This is a genomic window from Flavobacteriales bacterium, assembly GCA_016713875.1.
Classification (GTDB): domain Bacteria; phylum Bacteroidota; class Bacteroidia; order Flavobacteriales_F; family PHOS-HE28; genus PHOS-HE28.
In genome coordinates this window covers 42,811-57,979 of sequence record JADJOI010000002.1, presented here as the reverse complement: position 1 = coordinate 57,979, position 15,169 = coordinate 42,811, and the positions used below count along the sequence as shown (strand labels likewise).

Sequence of the window (15,169 nt, the reverse complement as noted above, 5' to 3'; positions counted from 1 at the left end):
GCGCTCCCCCTGCACAGGCCGGGACCACTTCAACAGCACAGGCGACCAGGCGCTACGAGCACAACGCCACCCCGCCCCATCCACGGCAACTCGCCGTCGCCTGCCCCCTGCCGATGAACGACAACTGATGTGCGGAGGGGCACCTCCTGCTCTTGGGAAGCGCACCTGTGAGCTTCAGAGCGCGCGCGTTCAATGCGCTGCCCCAAGTCGTGGGCGGATCCAACGAGGAGACCATGCCGGCGAGCACGCCCACACCTGCGCCAAGGAAGGATGGGCCTTGCGCAGAAGATCCAGCGTCCGCATTATGCCCCGATCCGCGCCGTTCCAGCCCCATCGGAACACCATGAGCATCCCCCTGCCCCCCACCGCCATCGCCGCGCTGCTCACCGCCTGCCGCAAGGAGCACGACACGGCCTCGCCGTCACCGGACACGGCACCCCCACCCTTGTCCATCACCGACTTCAGCCAGCTGGACAGCGGCAACTACTGGGGGTACGACCGCCATCGCGTGGATCCCATGGACGTGGCCGACCCGAACTTCCACCGGCGCGACCGCCTGTTCATCGCGGGCGACACCGTGCTCGACGGCCACACCTGGAGCGTGGTGCGCCAGGCCTCGGACGGCGTGGTCTCGAACGCCATCGAATACTGGCGCGATCCCGCCGAATTCCTGCTCGGCCGTTCCGGCGAAGTGCTCTTCTCCTCCGCCAACCTCGGCCAGGTCATCGGGGTGGATTCCATTCCCGCACCAAGCACCGTTGCCATCCGGTACAGCGTGTCCCCTGCGCCCGTGCCGGTGTCCGTCCCCGCCGGCACCTTCCAGTCGTACGTGATGACGGGCACCTGTTACTCCTACGGCGGGTTCCCCGTGATCCCCGCGTGGAAGTACCCGCGTACCCATTGGGTGGAAGGCATCGGCCGCGTGAAGTGGTGCGCCTGCTTCGCGATGGGCACTACCGGCTACCGGTACCAGCTGGTGGACTACCACGTGCAGCGACCGGGGCGCGGCTGTTGAAGCACTCGGAGCACATGCCACCAGGAGGGGGCTCCCTGTTGTCCTCCACGGAACCGCCCCCGCTCAGCCGGGCCGGGCACAGCCGCTGCGTTCGCGCATCAGGTCGTTCATCACACGACGCTTGGTGCGCCGCGTCCAGCCCACCTTGCTCCAAGCCACCACCACAGCGTCCACGCCGGTGTTCTGCCGCTCCTGCTCGGTGAGGGCATACGTCTGAACGCCCGGTCGCTATCCGCGACGCAGCCAGGGCAGGATCCGCTGGAAGAAGTCCGCCTTGCCGATCCGGCGGGCCTGGTTGCCGAAGCGGAAGGCCACGACGGGCCGTGCTTCGGCCAGGGGCCGCGTCACGCCCAGGTCGGCCAGCACCTGCTCTTCACATCGGTTCAGGCCCAAGGCCCCATCGACCCCTAGGCTGTCCAGGCATTGGCCACGGCCGGTCGTGATCAGCAACAGGAGGAGGGCGGTGAAGAGCAGGCGGACCATGAGCGCAGGTCGAAACCAGATCAACGGGGAGGGACGAGGTCGTCAGCTGCCGAATGTCCTTCGTTCGGCAATGACACCTCACCATGGACCCAACAGGGGCCGGGAGGATCGCCGCAGCGGTTCAACGTATGGTTCAAGGTCGCCGCGCCGGGAACAGCGTCCTTCCCTCCTTGCGTTGCACCAAGCCGCGCATGTAAAAGCCGGTCACCTCACTCATGAACTCCTGCTCGCCACCAAGGAGCGAGGCTTCGACCTGTTCAGCGGTGGTCCATTTCTCCAGGAAAACGCGCAGCGGTTCCTTGATCGCAGCCGTGTCGGCGATCACATCGTATTTGTTGCGCATGCCCTCCACCTCCTTCTGCATGCGTGCAGCCGTCTCGGTGGAAGTCGCCTTCCGCAACGACCAGGTGTACTGCGCATCGTGGATCCGCTCCATGTGCTTACCCACCTTCGCGATGGCACGGTCCTGCTTGCTGCCCAGGCAGCCGAGCGGAAAGATGGAAAGCAACAACATCGAGATGCCGGTCATCGTCGATCGGCCAAAGTTCGGAAGGGGTGTGCGCATCATTCGTTCACCAAGCATTGAGATCAACGCACCTCCTCCAACACCGAGATCCCGCTCGATCCATCCCCACTGGTCCATCTCCATGCCTCGTGCAGGCGGATGCGCCCATCGGGGAGAAGCTCCGGCGTTGACCGGCACACACCGGTCATCAGTTCGCCGCGGTCGTTCACCTGGTGGTAGCGCATGTCCAGGCGGCCCTCGGAATCCACCAAGGCGATCAGGTGACCGCTGACGATGCGGCCACCGGAATAGCGGCACGTGACGATACGGCCGGCCTGCTGGTAGTGGAAGACCACTTCGGGGGATACCTCTCCGTTGGCACTGTTGCTCACGGGGAAGAAGCGGCGGTCGTGGTAGTCGATCATGGGGTGTGGGGGAGCGTGTGAAGGTCCGAGATCACAGCGATGTGTACGCCCGAATGGCTACGAGCCACAGGGACGCCCGCCAGAGTGCAGAGGACTGTCATGGCGAAGGTCTGGGCGGACACCCTGGAGTCGTCCGTACCGGGTGACCCTTCACTGCCCTGCACGGTTCCAGCGCTGCGCAAAACGTCCCATCCCGAGGGACACCAACGCCGACAACCCCAAGAACAACAGCATCCACGGCAGCTTCATGCCGCGCGCCAGTTGATCGCGCCCGATCGCGTCACGCATCAGCCCCAGCACAATGATGTGGAACAGGTACAGTTCGTAGCTGTGGCGTCCCATCCAGCGCAATGGCGCGACGGTCATTGCAAGCGACCGCCCGCTCTTCCCCGTGCCCTGCCACCGCGCATTGAACAGGATGATCACAGCCGTGCTCAAGGCGATGCCAGTGAACCCGAACACCTCGTTACCTCCGATGCCGCTCAGGTATAACACAGCCAACACAACGGTCGCTAGCACCGTGATCAGCATCGGCCACGGTCCACGTAGCGCCACTTGCGGTGCCACGAACGCCAGCAGGCAGCCGATCGCGATGGCATCGAAGCAGGCGAGATAGCCGTACAGATAGTCCAGCTCGCGCTCCACATGCATCGAACGATACACCGGCCCTGCGACCACCATGGCCGCACAGGCGAGCAGAAAGGCCCGCCTCGGTAGCAGTGTGGCCACCACCGGGAACAGCAGGTAGAACACCTCCTCCACCGACAGCGACCAGTAGATGTTGAGCGCATAGTTGAAGTAGCCTTCCGACTGCATGAGCACATTATGCCAGAACGTGAGCACCGATCCAATGGCGAGCCACCAGAACCCGGGATCCATCACCTCACCGTGCTGCTTGTTCGCGAACGACGGCCGGCCTGCCGAACCGAGGACAAGGATCATCGCCACAGCTACCAGCAGCGGCGGCACGATGCGTCGGGCGCGACGCTTGTAGAAGGCCAGTCGATCCATCCGCTCCAATGAAGTCCAACGGCCCAAGCTGTTGGTGGTGATCAGGTAGCCCGAGATCACGAAGAACATGGTGACGCCGTAGTTGCCGTTCATGACAACACGCGCCACTCCTTTCGGGGTGAACAGGTCGCCGAGCACGCTGTCCGGCAGGCGATAGGTGAGGGAATAGTGCAGCAACATCACCAACACCACCGCGATGCCGCGCAGCAGGTCGATCGGCGCGTTACGTGGCAGGGTCGAAGCCATCGCGCGAACCTAAACCAAGCGCCCCGTATGCCCGGTGATCGACAGGCCGATGCCCTCTCAACAGCAGCGGACTGACCCGGCGGTGGTCCGGGTGGACACCCTGCGGTGGTCCAGTAGCATCTGACCGCCGTCAGGTCGGCCCAAGCTCCTCCAGGTTCCGGATGCGACCCTTCCCTGCCGCCTCATCCCCGGAACCACCGGATAGTGAGCAAACAGGACCGCCAGATCGGCAAGGTGAGTTAGCGCAGTGGCTGGGGGGCGGCCGCCGGGTCGATCGTTCACGGGCCGAACTTGGGATGTGGCTTGCGGCTCGTGTGCCGCACTTGGTACACGGTGATGACCTCGCCATCGACCGCGAACACCACGCGATAATGCGGAAAGCCTTGAATGCTCGCATAACGGAACGGCTCCTTCCGCACTTGCCGGAACGGACTACTCATCAAGTCCTCAAAGCAGGCGTCCAAAGCGGCGAGGAAGCGATCACCCAAACCGGGTTGCTGTTCCTCGTACCAGTCACAGATCGCTGCGGCATCGTCAAGCGCAACCTGCCGCGCATCGAGCGCGAAGCGTTTCATTTCCGGCCAGCTCGCAATAGGCGCATCGCCTCGTCCTTGGTGTAGGACTTCCCTTCACCGTGCAGGTGTTCTGCGCGCCTGCGCTCCAGCTCCGCCCAGTCCTCATCGCTCATGTCCATGTCCACCTCCGGCACTTCCGCCTCGATGGTCTTGGCGATGCGCTGCAAGGTGGCCTCGTCCCATACCTGCATCAAGCGTTGGATCAGGTCGAGCTTCTTCAGGGCGATGTCCATGGTGAATGAATGTTGACCAAAGTTAGGGCGTGATGGCACGGTTGACATCTGCGACGTGCGGCAGGACCCGGAGAAGATAGCGTGGTGATCACGGCCGCGAGCCGCAGGGTCCCCGCCAAATGCGCGAGAGACCCGGCGGAGGTTGGGGGGACACCCTGCGGTGGCTTCAGGATCACCGGAGAACAACCGCCCAATTGTGCAACAAGCCGTTGCACAATTGGGACCGCCCTCGCCCATTTGTCCAACAGGCTGTTGGACAAATGGAGCCCCGCTATCTCCTCAGCTCTTGCACCGTATCGCAATAGGCGCCTGATCGCCGCCCGGCAGGAGCAAGCTGCCCTCCAGGTTCCGGATGCGACCCTGCCCTGCCACCACATCCCCGGAACCACCGCAAAGCGAGCACTAGGACCGCCAGATCGGCAAGGTGAGTGAGCGCAGTGGCTGGAGGTGAGCCGCATGGGTGAACGGCTACGCACGCTCACTTTGCATACCTTTGGTCATCATGGAATGGCGCACGCGCATCGTCTCCGACAAGGACATCCTGCTGGGCAAGCCGGTGATCAAGGGCACGCGCATCTCCGTGGAACTCGTCCTTGAACTCATGGCCGAGGGCTGGACCGAAGCACATGTGCTGGAGAGCTATCCGAACATCACGGCCGATGACCTGAAAGCGGTGTTCGCCTATCTGCGTGATGGCATGCACCAGGCCATGTACCTGCCCCTGCGCCGCACCGCGTGATGCGCTTCCTGGCCAACGAGAACTTTCCTGACCCGAGCATTCACCTTCTGCGCGCGGCCGGGCACGACGTGAAGAGCGTCCGCACGGATGCACCGGGCATTGCCGACCAGCAGGTGATCGCCATGGCGCAGGCCGAGGACCGCATCATCCTCACGTTTGACTAGGATTACGGCGAATTGATCTTCAAAGGCGGTATCGACTCACCACCGGCCGTACTCTTCCTGCGCTATCGCGGCAAAGATCCCAAGGCGGCCGCTGCGCTGATCCACGATGCGCTCGCTACTAGCACCATTCTCGAAAGGCGCTTCACGGTGATCGAAGAGGATGGTATTCGGCAGCGCAGCTACTGATGGGCTGGACCACTGCCTTCGCGAAGCGCTACGGCAGGCAATGCCGGAGAAGATGGCGTGGTGAGCACGGCTGCGAGCCGCAGGGGCGCCGCCAAAAGTGCGGGAGACCACTGCGGAGGTTTGAGGACACTCTACGGTGGTCTAGGCACATTCCAAGGTACTGCCGGGGCCAGTCACAGTGCCTCCGCCGAAGCCTTGGCGAAGGCGCGAGACTGGCGAACAGACCGGAACGGACTTGCGCAAAGACAGCTTGCAGGTCACAAGTGGCCCGCTCGCCCACGCAATTGCCCGCCCGCGCGGAACACTTGCGACAATGAGGGCGAACACACCCGAAATTCGCACCATGACCAAGCGGACCGCCACCATCGAAGAGAGCGAATTACACCTCTTCGCGAATACCGGCGAGTGGCACGCCTGGCTGACGAAGAACCACGCCAGGAACAGCGGTGTCTGGTTGCGCATCGGCAAGAAGAACAGCGGCCTGGTCACCCTCACGTACGATGAGGCGGTGGAGACCGCGCTCTGCCACGGCTGGATCGACGCCATCCGGAAATCGTACGATGCGGTTTCGTTCGTGCAACACTTCACGCCCCGCAAGGCGCGCAGCATCTGGAGCCAGATCAACCGCGAACGCGTGCTCGCATTGATCGAGGCCGGGGTGATGATGCCCGCCGGGCTCGCAGCCATGGAGGTCGCGAAGGCCAACGGCGAGTGGGACCGCGCGTACAGCCCGGGCTCCACCATCACCGAACCGAAGGACCTGCTGGCCGCGCTGCGCAAGAGCCCACGTGCCAAGGCCTGTTACAAGGAGCTCAATGCCCAGAACCGCTTCGCGATCCTGCACCGCTTGGAGAAGAGCGTGAAGCCGGAGACGCGCACGAAGCGCCTGGCGCAGTTCGTGGCGATGCTGGAGCGCGGGGAACGCCTCCATCCGTGAGCGCAGCGAGGCACAGTTGCCAACGCCCCCCCCGCTACCGGTCCTTCACGCACCGCACCGAGTACCCCTCTGCCTTGTTCATGTAGCCCACGCCCGTGATCATCGTGGGAACACTACGCACGCTCTCATTGTGGATCAAGCGCCCGCACCAAGCATCGCTCACACTTCCTTCATCCGCTGTCCAATACACCGCGGAGCTGTCGGCATGGGTGAACATCCCCTCTGCTGAGCGCTTTCCACTGGGCAGCCCATGAAAGCCACTGCTGTTGTCGATCATCGTGGCAGCGCAGCGCCATTGCCCTTCCGCCCGCAGTCGATACCCGACCGAATCCTCGCCCAGGCAAGTCTCCATCGCCTCCCACTCCACATCCGTGAGCACGTGCCAGCCTTGCGGAGCGAGACCACGCGGATCGTTCACCGCGTACCAGTTGTACAGGCGGCCATACCCGTGATAGGTGGCCGAGTCGTTGTTGTACCAGCACCACGCGCCGGTGGTCAGCTTCACCCACGCCGCAGGATCGGTGACCTGCGGGATGGGATCGCCGTTGCGGTAGGTGGCCACATCCAGGTTGTGGGTCGACCATTCGGCGCCGCAGATCATGGTGGATGCGGACCGCACACCCGCGTTGGCGGGCAGCCGTGCCTCATCGTGCTTTGCGGACGAGCAGGCGACGAACACCAGAACGGGCAGCAAGGTGGTGAGCGGTGTGCGCATCGCTCAAAGCTAGGTCGGGCCGGACAGGCATGAGCAGCGGGCCCAAGTGGCCAGACCGCTTGCTCCACCGCGCTCGGAACACGTGCGCTAAAGATGAACACCCTGCGACCCTCAAGAAGTGCTGAACACCCTTCACGGCTCAAGACAGACTGCCGCCCCCCTCACCGCACCTCCTCCAACACCGAACTCCCGCTCGACCCATCCCCACTGGTCCAGCGCCAGGCCTCGTGCAGGCGGATGCGCCCATCGGGGAGTAGCTCCGGCGTTGACCGGCACACGCCCGTCTTCAGTTTGTCGCGGTCGTTCACTTGGTGGTAGCGCATGTCCAGGCGGCCCTCGGCATCCACCAAGGCGATAAACTGCCCGCTGACGATGCGGCCACCGGAATAGCGGCACGTGACGATACGGCCGGTCTGTTGGTAGTGGAACACCACTTCGGGCGATAACTCGCCATTGGCGCTATTGCTCACGGGCACGAAGCGGCGGTTGAGGTAGTTGATCAGGGGGTGTGGGGGAGCGAGTGGAGGTTTGGCGGACACCCTGTGGTGATCTAGCCCCCATTTTTTTTTCGTAACTATGCCGAGACCCTCTAACGCAGAATCACATGAGTACTATTGCGCCATTCAAGAACATAGTATTTGGAGAGCATAGCGCAGAAATTGAGAAAGTCGAATCGCCAAGTTTGGTTGAGACTGCATACTTTGATGAGAGTGGATATCTAGGCGCTCTGCTCGGATCATCAAAGTTTTTGATTCTGGGGACAAAGGGATCAGGCAAGTCGACGCTCATACAGAAAATCATAAGTACTCAGGCCTACGATAAGCAAATTACTTTTAATGACCTAAATCAGTTTCCATTCTCGAACTTTCAATCAGCTGGTTTCTCTGGTTCAATAGGAAAGGAACAAACCCTACCAAAATCATGGACTTGGATTCTCGTAATTCAACTTCTCTGGTCCCTTTACGAAGACCAAGGAAGAAGTCCCAATTCTGACTATGACAAGTTTATGCAAGGATTACGACAAATTGGCTTTGCCCCCGCAACTAAGTTCGACGACATCGTTCAGCAAACTAGAGACTCGAAATCCATATTACATGGACCAAGCATAGAATTTGATGCATTGTTTGGGGTAAATGCCACAGTTAATACATTCAAGTATGATCGAAATACGAATCAAAATAAGGACATTAATTTCTCAAAGCTTGTAGACTATGCCATGACTATTCTTCTGCAGCAAAAAAGCGAAAACAAACATTACATACTTATTGACGGATTAGACAGAGCACTATTTTCTGAAAAGAATTCTTACGACTCGATATCCGCTCTAGTTAGTGAGTGCAGTCATTTGAATCAGCAATTTCGAGAAGGAAGTAATCCATTCAAAATAATTATAGCTTGTCGTACTGACTTGTTTGACAAACTTCCACTATACAATTCCAACGCAATTCGCAACACCTATTCTCTAGTTCTAGATTGGCATGACGACCATAGAGATATCTATAAGAGTAGGCTCATTAAATTAGCCAACTACAGAGCTGCCGCTACGCTACAAAGTGAAGTCAACATTTTCAACATATATTTTAAAAAAATCATCGAGGTGCAGGGAAGGGAAAGGTTGACGGCGGCATACATTCTCTATCATACGCGCAATACTCCTCGAGATTTAATCATGGCCCTTAAGTTCATTCAGGAAAGTTCGACGGGAGATAATATTCCGATTACTACCAGTGAAATAATCACTGGATTGACCAAATATTCTGAAAATTACTTCGTTCATGAGGTGGAAGATGAACTCAAAGGGCATATATCTGAAACCGACATCGAAAAAACCATACAATCACTGAGGTTTTTTGGAAGAAATCGGTTTCAATCTAAAAAATTTACTGACCAGATGGAGAGCTTGGGAATTACAGAAGAACATGCTACGCATATTCTGAAACTCCTGTTTGATGCGAGTGCTATCGGAAACTTGATAGTAAAGGCTGATGGTCAACTAAGGCCCGTGTCGAGGCACTATAGCAGCAGCGCTCGTCTTGTATTGAGCAGCGATATCATTGTACACCGAGGGCTTTGGAAGGCTTTCGACTATGTATAACCATGCCTATTATTGAGTCGGCGGAGATGTGTTGAGGGTTCAAGCTGCATAACGGACGGTGTCTTTTTGGAAGAAGCTGGCGATGCGATCGGGATCTTGTTGCAAGGATCGCAGGTGTGTTGAAGCGACCTTGTGGAGCTTGCCTTTCTTGCGCGCCGGTGCGCAGGTGGTCACCTCAAGTCGGCGTTGGCGATCTCCACCGGATTCAGTTCGGGGGAGTAGCTGGGCAGGAAGAACAGTTCGATCTCCTGGTCATGTTCCTCGACCCAGTCTTGGACAGGTTGGCTATGGTGGACGCGCAGGCTGTCCACCGCCTTCTCGACCAACTCGATGTGAACCAGGAAGCTGCCCGGCTCGAGCGCCTTGACCTTAATCTCGATTTTCTTCCCGCTGTTCAGGCTACGGTTGACCTCTTGAACGACCGCGGTCGTGTGGATCAAGCTGCTGATCAGCACGTTCGCATCGACCTGATGCTGCTGCCCATCGAACTTGATCTTGAAGTCACTACCGGTTGGCGATGCGGGTGCCATGAATTAACGGCGCTGGGTTGGTTGCGAAAGATAGAACCGTACAAGATGCCAAGGCATAGTGGCACAAGTGGCCCGACCGCTTGCACCGCTGCGCGATTGGAACTCTTGCCACAATGCGGGGCGAGCCGTTGAATGCCGTGACCAGCCGTTAACGATCGCTTGGACAATTCCGTCAACCGTGCAATACCTTCGACATGACGTTCAGGCCAAAGTGTCGGTGCTGATTTCACACCCGCAAGCTCCATGAAACCGTTTAGCCAACCCATCGCTGTTGCAACAATGCTTGCTTCATGCCTAGTCTGCCAGGCTCAGATTCCGGATCACCTCACCAACGAGCAGAAAGAAGGTGCGCATGCCATCGAGAAGGAGCACCAAGCGTACCTTGAAAGTCAAGGTAGGTTAACTAAAGAGCAGAAGGCACAGGCCGATCGCTACAATCGCGAGATTGAGCGAAGGATACCGGCAGGCGAGACCACTGAGTACAGGTACGAAAGACCATCAGCGAACGACTCCCAACCAGTTGAGGCTGGAACACCGAGGACCACCCCGACCGCACAGCCCACAAGGCTCAACATGAACAACCAACATTCTACAAGCCCGCCCCCAAAGCATCTTATTGGGGAAGCATTGGTCTTCGGGGGCTTCTCTGGAAAAGGAAACGACTCATGGGTAGGTCATGCGTATTGGTTCATCGAGCGTTCATGGTCGGATGGCAGCACCACCCGCAGCAACAAGGTCGGAGATTTCCCGAATGGCCGTCGCTTCGACGATTCCAACTCTGCTGTGAATGAGCAGGAGTATTTCCGAAAGGTGATTACCCGTGATGAAGCAAGTCGGATTTGGTCTGTCGCCCGAACCGAGTCAGAGTCGTACGGGTATGTGAGGGAAAATTGCGTCGATCATATAGACCATGTGGCAAGGGCGGTCGGCCTGAGAACACCTGACCGAGCAGCTTGGAAGCTTCCGACGACGTACTTGGATGAATTGAATCGACTTAACTACGAGCAGCACAGAGCACAGCAACGCGCTTTCGCGAAAGCTAGATATAAGCAACTTTGGGAACAGGCACATGAGCGGGAGAAGAAGTTGCTCAACGCGGCAAGTCGTAAGGCAGCGATGACGCAGGCTACTCCTACGAGCAGCCAATGCAGAGCCAACCAGCCGGTGAGGGTAATGCGTGCAGCAAATTTTAAGTGACCATGACAGCAAGAGCTTTGACCTTTGTCTTGCTTTTGGGCCAATCGTATTACGTTTCAGCACAGTCGAAAGTGCCTTTCTTAATTGGACCAACGCGTAGCTTCCAGAACCAAGCGGAGTATTCAAGCACGCCTGAATACTACCCCAGTGACGATCGTTTGGGATTAATCAATCACAGGGACATGAGAGAGGCGGTGGTGGGTGAGGCCTTTGACAAGGCGTGGAACAAGATTGTATCCAGCTATCCCGATGTTTTAGCAGGCTTACTATTGCGTTTAGATCCCAACGAACGCGACCAGGACATATCCCTTAATGATGTCGGTCGCTTCACTCACACAAATGTTATCAACGGGAAGAGACGCTTCTGGCGCAGAATGATCTATTGTTTAGGTGAGAATAATTGCTCGAAGAAGATTGATTTCAAAATATCCATTGAGTACTGCAATGCTCAACGTAAGGCGGACACTTACGCAGAGGTAATACTGAACTCTAAGAAGCGTACTTTCCCGTATGCGGGTAATTTTAACTGGTCAACTAATACCTATACGTGCATTTCGGGACGAACCACAAACAGAAACGATAGTTGCGATAGTACTGGGGGGGCTTGGGTAAATGCGAATCAGGCGGAGCAAGAGATCATAGCTCAAATCCTCATTTACCCCCTTGCATTCAACTCGAGCTATTTCGCAATGCCAACCGAGGCGTTCACGCCCTACGGCGCTTGGTCCCATAGAATTGAGGATACGCTGCTATTCTTGGTTCTCCATGAGATTGGTCATGTAGATTTCTACATCGCCCAAGCAGGTGTCATCCCGTTTGCGAAGCCATCATTCTCTAATCTGGAACTAGATTGCGACAACTTCGCCTCATCAATTCTGAAGTGCGTTGAGTAGTGATACGATTAAGGTGTGCTGTTCATGCCGATGGCCAATGTTTTCAAGAGCAAACTCGCAACGGCGTTCTTTTCGCGTGAGCGGGCGAAGCGGCAGCCCGGCGCAGGAGCGGCTCTGCGGGCGCGTGGAGCGAGGAGGCGACCAACGGAAGCCCCCGCAGCCCCGCGACCGCAAGCCGCGACAAGTCCGGCTACAGCGTAGCACGCGACCCGTGCGTGGGCATGTGCGTGAGTGAGGGACACGCCCTCATCACCTACCTGCTCAAATACATCGACCGTTCCCCATACACCTGCCTAAAGAACGGATCCTTCAGATCCTTGATGAAGTAGATGGCTTCTCCTGTCGACTTCATCTCAGGCCCCAGGCTCTTGTCCACGTTGGGGAACTTATCGAAGCTGAAGACGGGCACCTTGATCGCGTAGCCATCGAGGCGCGGCTTGAACTGGAAGTCCTTGAGCTTGGCGCCGAGCATGACTTTCGTCGCCCAGTTAACGTAAGGTTCGCCGTAGGCCTTGGCGATGAACGGCACGGTGCGGCTGGCGCGGGGGTTGGCCTCGATCACGTACACCACCTCGTCCTTAATGGCGAACTGGATGTTCACCAGGCCCACGGTGTGCAGGGCCAGCGCGATCTTGTGCGTGTGCTCGCGGATCTGCTGGATCACCTTTTCGCTGAGGTCGAAGGGCGGGAGCACCGCGTTGCTGTCGCCGCTATGGATGCCCGCCGGTTCGATGTGCTCCATGATGCCGATGATGCGCACCATTTCGCCGTCGCAGATGGAATCGCTCTCCGCCTCGATGGCGCCGTCGAGGAAGTGATCGATGAGGATCTTGTTGTCGGGCATCAGGCGCAGGATGTCGAGCACCTGGTCCACGAGCTCCTCCTCGTTGATCACGATCTTCATCTTCTGCCCGCCGAGCACGTAGCTGGGGCGCACCAGCAGCGGAAAACCGAGCTCCTTGGCCAGCTTCACGGCCTCCTCGGCGGTGCGCACGGCGCCGAACTTCGGGTACGGGATGTCCAGCTCGCGCAGCAGGCTGCTGAAGCGCTCGCGGTCCTCGGCGATGTCCAGCGCGGCGAAGCTGGTGCCGATGATCCTCACCCCGTACTTCTCCAGCTTCTCGGCGATCTTCAGGGCGGTCTGCCCGCCCAGCTGCACGATGACGCCCTCGGGCTGTTCGTGCTGGATGATGTCGTAGATGTGCTCCCAGAACACGGGCTCGAAGTAGAGCTTGTCGGCCGTGTCGAAGTCGGTGCTCACCGTCTCCGGGTTGCAGTTGATCATGATGGTCTCGTAGCCGAGCTCCTTGGCCGCCAGCACGCCGTGCACGCAGCTGTAGTCGAACTCGATGCCCTGGCCGATGCGGTTGGGGCCGCTGCCGAGCACCACGATCTTCTTCTTGTCCGAACGCACGCTCTCGTTCTCCTCCTCGAAGGTGCTGTAGTAGTACGGCGTCTTCGCGGGGAACTCACCGGCGCAGGTGTCCACCAGTTTGTACACGCGTTTGATGCCGAGCTCGTTCCGCTTCTTGTACACCTGGCTTTCGAGGCAGCCGAGCAGATGCGCCACCTGTCGATCGGCGTAGCCCTTCTGTTTCGCCTCGAAGAGCAGGTCGCGCGGGATGGTGTCGAGCGTGTACTTCTCCACTTCCTTCTCGGTGAGGATCATGTCCTCAATCTGCTTCAGGAACCAGATGTCGATGCGCGTGAGCTCGTGGATCTTGGCGAAGGGGATGCCGAGCTTGATGGCGTCGTACACGTGGAAGAGGCGGCTCCAGCTGGGGTTGGCGAGGCTTTCCAGCAGCACAGCGGCGTCGCGCGTTTCCTTGCCATCGGCGCCCAGTCCGTTACGCTTGATCTCCAAGCTCTGACAGGCCTTCTGCAACGCTTCCTGGAAACTGCGGCCGATGCCCATGGTCTCACCCACGCTTTTCATCTGCACGCCCAGGCGGCGGTCGGCGCCCTCGAACTTGTCGAAGTTCCAGCGCGGCACCTTCACGATCACGTAGTCGAGCGTGGGCTCGAAGAAGGCGCTGGTGCCGGTGATGGGATTCTCCAGCTCATCGAGGCGATACCCGATGGCGAGCTTGCTGGCGATCTTGGCGATGGGGTAGCCCGTGGCTTTGCTGGCAAGCGCGCTGCTGCGGCTCACGCGCGGGTTGATCTCGATGGCGTAGATGTGTTCGTGCTCATCAGGGCTTACCGCGAACTGCACGTTGCAGCCGCCCGCGAAGTCGCCGATGGCGCGCATCATCTTGATGGCCTCGGTGCGCATGCGCTGGTAGGTGCGATCGCTCAGGGTCATCGCAGGAGCTACAGTGATGCTGTCGCCGGTGTGGATGCCCATCGGATCGAAGTTCTCGATGCTGCAGATGATGGTGACGTTGTCGTCCTTGTCCCGCAGCAGCTCCAGCTCGTACTCCTTCCAGCCGAGCAGGGCCTTGTCGATCATCACCTCGTGGATCGGGCTGATCTGCAGGCCGTGCTTCAGCAGCTTGTCGAACTCGGCGGGATCCTTCACGAAGCTGGCGCCCGCACCACCGAGCGTGTAGCTGGCGCGGATCACCAGCGGGAAGCCGAATTCCTGCGCCACCTTCTTGCCTTCGAGGAAGCTGGTGACGGTCTTGCTGGGCGCCATGGGCACGCCGATGCGCTCCATCAGCAGGCGGAACTGCTCGCGGTTCTCGGTGATGTCGATGGCCTTGGTGTCCACGCCGATCATGCGCACGCCGTACTGTTCCCAGATGCCGAGCTTCTCGCACTCGATGGCGAGGTTGAGGGCGGTCTGTCCGCCCATGGTGGGCAGCACGGCGTCGATCTTGTGCTTCTTGAGGATCTCCTCGATGCTCTCGGTGGTGAGGGGCTTGAGGTAGACGTTGTCGGCCGTGACCGGGTCGGTCATGATGGTGGCCGGGTTGCTGTTGATCAGCGTGACCTCGATGCCTTCGTTGCGGAGGGAGCGGGCGGCCTGACTACCGCTGTAGTCGAACTCACAGGCCTGGCCGATGACGATGGGCCCGCTTCCGATGATGAGGACGGACTTGATGCTGGTGTCTCTTGGCATATCCGGTGGGTAACCGGAGCGCGAAAGTACCCAGCGGGGAATGGGGAAACCGGAGAATGTGGAAAATGAGGGGAGATCGTGGAGAAGATGCGCGAGGGTATGGCCGCAGAGGCGCTGAGACGCAGCGGAATATCACCCTGTTTCGAGCCCTCCTTG

General features: G+C 59.0%; 18 protein-coding genes. 8 read left to right on the top strand and 10 right to left on the bottom strand.

The window, feature by feature from the left end; all coding sequences use genetic code 11:
* The first annotated feature begins 343 nt into the window (after positions 1 to 343).
* On the top strand, positions 344 to 1,015 hold the full coding sequence (locus tag IPJ87_00410; GenBank protein MBK7940336.1) for a hypothetical protein: 672 nt from the start codon (positions 344 to 346) through the stop codon (positions 1,013 to 1,015).
* A 228-nt stretch (positions 1,016 to 1,243) separates the two neighbouring features.
* Here the strand turns inward: IPJ87_00410 and IPJ87_00405 are convergent, their stop codons facing one another.
* The 6 genes from IPJ87_00405 to IPJ87_00380 all read right to left on the bottom strand — a co-directional run bounded on the left by IPJ87_00405 (position 1,244) and on the right by IPJ87_00380 (position 4,493).
* Positions 1,244 to 1,498, bottom strand: coding sequence for a hypothetical protein (locus tag IPJ87_00405; protein MBK7940335.1), 255 nt, complete (start codon positions 1,496 to 1,498; stop codon positions 1,244 to 1,246).
* Between the two features lie 133 nt (positions 1,499 to 1,631).
* Entirely contained in the window at positions 1,632 to 2,147 is a 516-nt protein-coding gene (locus tag IPJ87_00400; GenBank protein ID MBK7940334.1) for a hypothetical protein, read from the bottom strand.
* Complete coding sequence (locus IPJ87_00395; GenBank protein ID MBK7940333.1) at positions 2,087 to 2,428, bottom strand: n-acetylglutamate synthase; 342 nt, start codon at positions 2,426 to 2,428, stop codon at positions 2,087 to 2,089. Before IPJ87_00395 ends, IPJ87_00400 begins: the two co-directional genes overlap by 61 nt.
* Before the next feature lie 150 nt (positions 2,429 to 2,578).
* On the bottom strand, positions 2,579 to 3,685 hold the full coding sequence (locus IPJ87_00390; protein MBK7940332.1) for an acyltransferase: 1,107 nt from the start codon (positions 3,683 to 3,685) through the stop codon (positions 2,579 to 2,581).
* A 278-nt stretch (positions 3,686 to 3,963) separates the two neighbouring features.
* Positions 3,964 to 4,260 (bottom strand): type II toxin-antitoxin system RelE/ParE family toxin, encoded by a 297-nt coding sequence (locus IPJ87_00385; protein ID MBK7940331.1) that lies wholly within the window; start codon positions 4,258 to 4,260, stop codon positions 3,964 to 3,966.
* On the bottom strand, positions 4,257 to 4,493 hold the full coding sequence (locus IPJ87_00380) for a hypothetical protein (GenBank protein ID MBK7940330.1): 237 nt from the start codon (positions 4,491 to 4,493) through the stop codon (positions 4,257 to 4,259). The genes IPJ87_00385 and IPJ87_00380 overlap by 4 nt, the downstream gene beginning before the upstream one ends.
* Before the next feature lie 502 nt (positions 4,494 to 4,995).
* Here IPJ87_00380 and IPJ87_00375 point away from each other — a divergent pair.
* The 4 genes from IPJ87_00375 to IPJ87_00360 all read left to right on the top strand — a co-directional run bounded on the left by IPJ87_00375 (position 4,996) and on the right by IPJ87_00360 (position 6,519).
* Entirely contained in the window at positions 4,996 to 5,232 is a 237-nt protein-coding gene (locus tag IPJ87_00375) for a DUF433 domain-containing protein (GenBank protein MBK7940329.1), read from the top strand.
* The gene (locus IPJ87_00370; protein MBK7940328.1) at positions 5,232 to 5,396 is read left to right on the top strand and encodes a DUF5615 family PIN-like protein; all 165 of its coding nucleotides are present in this window, start codon (positions 5,232 to 5,234) and stop codon (positions 5,394 to 5,396) included. The genes IPJ87_00375 and IPJ87_00370 overlap by 1 nt, the downstream gene beginning before the upstream one ends.
* Before the next feature lie 12 nt (positions 5,397 to 5,408).
* The gene (locus tag IPJ87_00365) at positions 5,409 to 5,582 is read left to right on the top strand and encodes a hypothetical protein (GenBank protein ID MBK7940327.1); all 174 of its coding nucleotides are present in this window, start codon (positions 5,409 to 5,411) and stop codon (positions 5,580 to 5,582) included.
* 343 nt (positions 5,583 to 5,925) lie between these two features.
* Positions 5,926 to 6,519 (top strand): YdeI/OmpD-associated family protein, encoded by a 594-nt coding sequence (locus IPJ87_00360; GenBank protein MBK7940326.1) that lies wholly within the window; start codon positions 5,926 to 5,928, stop codon positions 6,517 to 6,519.
* Between the two features lie 34 nt (positions 6,520 to 6,553).
* On the opposite strand, the gene IPJ87_00355 is transcribed toward IPJ87_00360, so the two are convergent.
* On the bottom strand, positions 6,554 to 7,234 hold the full coding sequence (locus tag IPJ87_00355; GenBank protein MBK7940325.1) for a fibrobacter succinogenes major paralogous domain-containing protein: 681 nt from the start codon (positions 7,232 to 7,234) through the stop codon (positions 6,554 to 6,556).
* 161 nt (positions 7,235 to 7,395) lie between these two features.
* A complete protein-coding gene (locus IPJ87_00350; GenBank protein ID MBK7940324.1) occupies positions 7,396 to 7,737 on the bottom strand; it encodes a n-acetylglutamate synthase in 342 nt (113 codons plus the stop codon).
* Positions 7,738 to 7,838: 101 nt separating this feature from the next.
* On the opposite strand from IPJ87_00350, the gene IPJ87_00345 reads away from it, so the two are divergent.
* Positions 7,839 to 9,329 carry a hypothetical protein gene (locus tag IPJ87_00345; GenBank protein ID MBK7940323.1) on the top strand — a complete coding sequence of 497 codons (1,491 nt, stop codon included), beginning with the start codon at positions 7,839 to 7,841 and terminating at the stop codon, positions 9,327 to 9,329.
* A 170-nt stretch (positions 9,330 to 9,499) separates the two neighbouring features.
* Here IPJ87_00345 and IPJ87_00340 read toward each other — a convergent pair whose 3' ends face one another.
* Complete coding sequence (locus IPJ87_00340) at positions 9,500 to 9,859, bottom strand: transposase (GenBank protein MBK7940322.1); 360 nt, start codon at positions 9,857 to 9,859, stop codon at positions 9,500 to 9,502.
* Between the two features lie 243 nt (positions 9,860 to 10,102).
* On the opposite strand from IPJ87_00340, the gene IPJ87_00335 reads away from it, so the two are divergent.
* Both IPJ87_00335 and IPJ87_00330 read left to right on the top strand, forming a co-directional pair.
* Positions 10,103 to 11,056, top strand: coding sequence for a hypothetical protein (locus IPJ87_00335; protein ID MBK7940321.1), 954 nt, complete (start codon positions 10,103 to 10,105; stop codon positions 11,054 to 11,056).
* Between the two features lie 2 nt (positions 11,057 to 11,058).
* On the top strand, positions 11,059 to 11,949 hold the full coding sequence (locus IPJ87_00330) for a hypothetical protein (protein ID MBK7940320.1): 891 nt from the start codon (positions 11,059 to 11,061) through the stop codon (positions 11,947 to 11,949).
* Positions 11,950 to 12,202: 253 nt separating this feature from the next.
* Here IPJ87_00330 and carB read toward each other — a convergent pair whose 3' ends face one another.
* A complete protein-coding gene (gene carB, locus IPJ87_00325; GenBank protein MBK7940319.1) occupies positions 12,203 to 15,013 on the bottom strand; it encodes a carbamoyl-phosphate synthase large subunit in 2,811 nt (936 codons plus the stop codon).
* Between the last annotated feature and the right edge of the window lie 156 nt (positions 15,014 to 15,169).

What these genes read in the sequence shown, in the direction of transcription:
- IPJ87_00410 (MBK7940336.1), top strand. Translation starts at nt 344, where the DNA reads ATGAGCATCCCCCTGCCCCCCACCGCCATCGCCGCGCTGCTCACCGCC.
- IPJ87_00340 (MBK7940322.1), bottom strand. Translation starts at nt 9,859, where the DNA reads ATGGCACCCGCATCGCCAACCGGTAGTGACTTCAAGATCAAGTTCGAT.
- IPJ87_00385 (MBK7940331.1), bottom strand. Translation starts at nt 4,260, where the DNA reads ATGAAACGCTTCGCGCTCGATGCGCGGCAGGTTGCGCTTGACGATGCC.
- IPJ87_00390 (MBK7940332.1), bottom strand. Translation starts at nt 3,685, where the DNA reads ATGGCTTCGACCCTGCCACGTAACGCGCCGATCGACCTGCTGCGCGGC.
- IPJ87_00380 (MBK7940330.1), bottom strand. Translation starts at nt 4,493, where the DNA reads ATGGACATCGCCCTGAAGAAGCTCGACCTGATCCAACGCTTGATGCAG.
- IPJ87_00345 (MBK7940323.1), top strand. Translation starts at nt 7,839, where the DNA reads ATGAGTACTATTGCGCCATTCAAGAACATAGTATTTGGAGAGCATAGC.
- IPJ87_00405 (MBK7940335.1), bottom strand. Translation starts at nt 1,498, where the DNA reads ATGGTCCGCCTGCTCTTCACCGCCCTCCTCCTGTTGCTGATCACGACC.
- IPJ87_00355 (MBK7940325.1), bottom strand. Translation starts at nt 7,234, where the DNA reads ATGCGCACACCGCTCACCACCTTGCTGCCCGTTCTGGTGTTCGTCGCC.
- IPJ87_00330 (MBK7940320.1), top strand. Translation starts at nt 11,059, where the DNA reads ATGACAGCAAGAGCTTTGACCTTTGTCTTGCTTTTGGGCCAATCGTAT.
- IPJ87_00370 (MBK7940328.1), top strand. Translation starts at nt 5,232, where the DNA reads ATGCGCTTCCTGGCCAACGAGAACTTTCCTGACCCGAGCATTCACCTT.
- IPJ87_00400 (MBK7940334.1), bottom strand. Translation starts at nt 2,147, where the DNA reads ATGGAGATGGACCAGTGGGGATGGATCGAGCGGGATCTCGGTGTTGGA.
- IPJ87_00360 (MBK7940326.1), top strand. Translation starts at nt 5,926, where the DNA reads ATGACCAAGCGGACCGCCACCATCGAAGAGAGCGAATTACACCTCTTC.
- IPJ87_00395 (MBK7940333.1), bottom strand. Translation starts at nt 2,428, where the DNA reads ATGATCGACTACCACGACCGCCGCTTCTTCCCCGTGAGCAACAGTGCC.
- IPJ87_00335 (MBK7940321.1), top strand. Translation starts at nt 10,103, where the DNA reads ATGAAACCGTTTAGCCAACCCATCGCTGTTGCAACAATGCTTGCTTCA.
- carB (MBK7940319.1), bottom strand. Translation starts at nt 15,013, where the DNA reads ATGCCAAGAGACACCAGCATCAAGTCCGTCCTCATCATCGGAAGCGGG.
- IPJ87_00375 (MBK7940329.1), top strand. Translation starts at nt 4,996, where the DNA reads ATGGAATGGCGCACGCGCATCGTCTCCGACAAGGACATCCTGCTGGGC.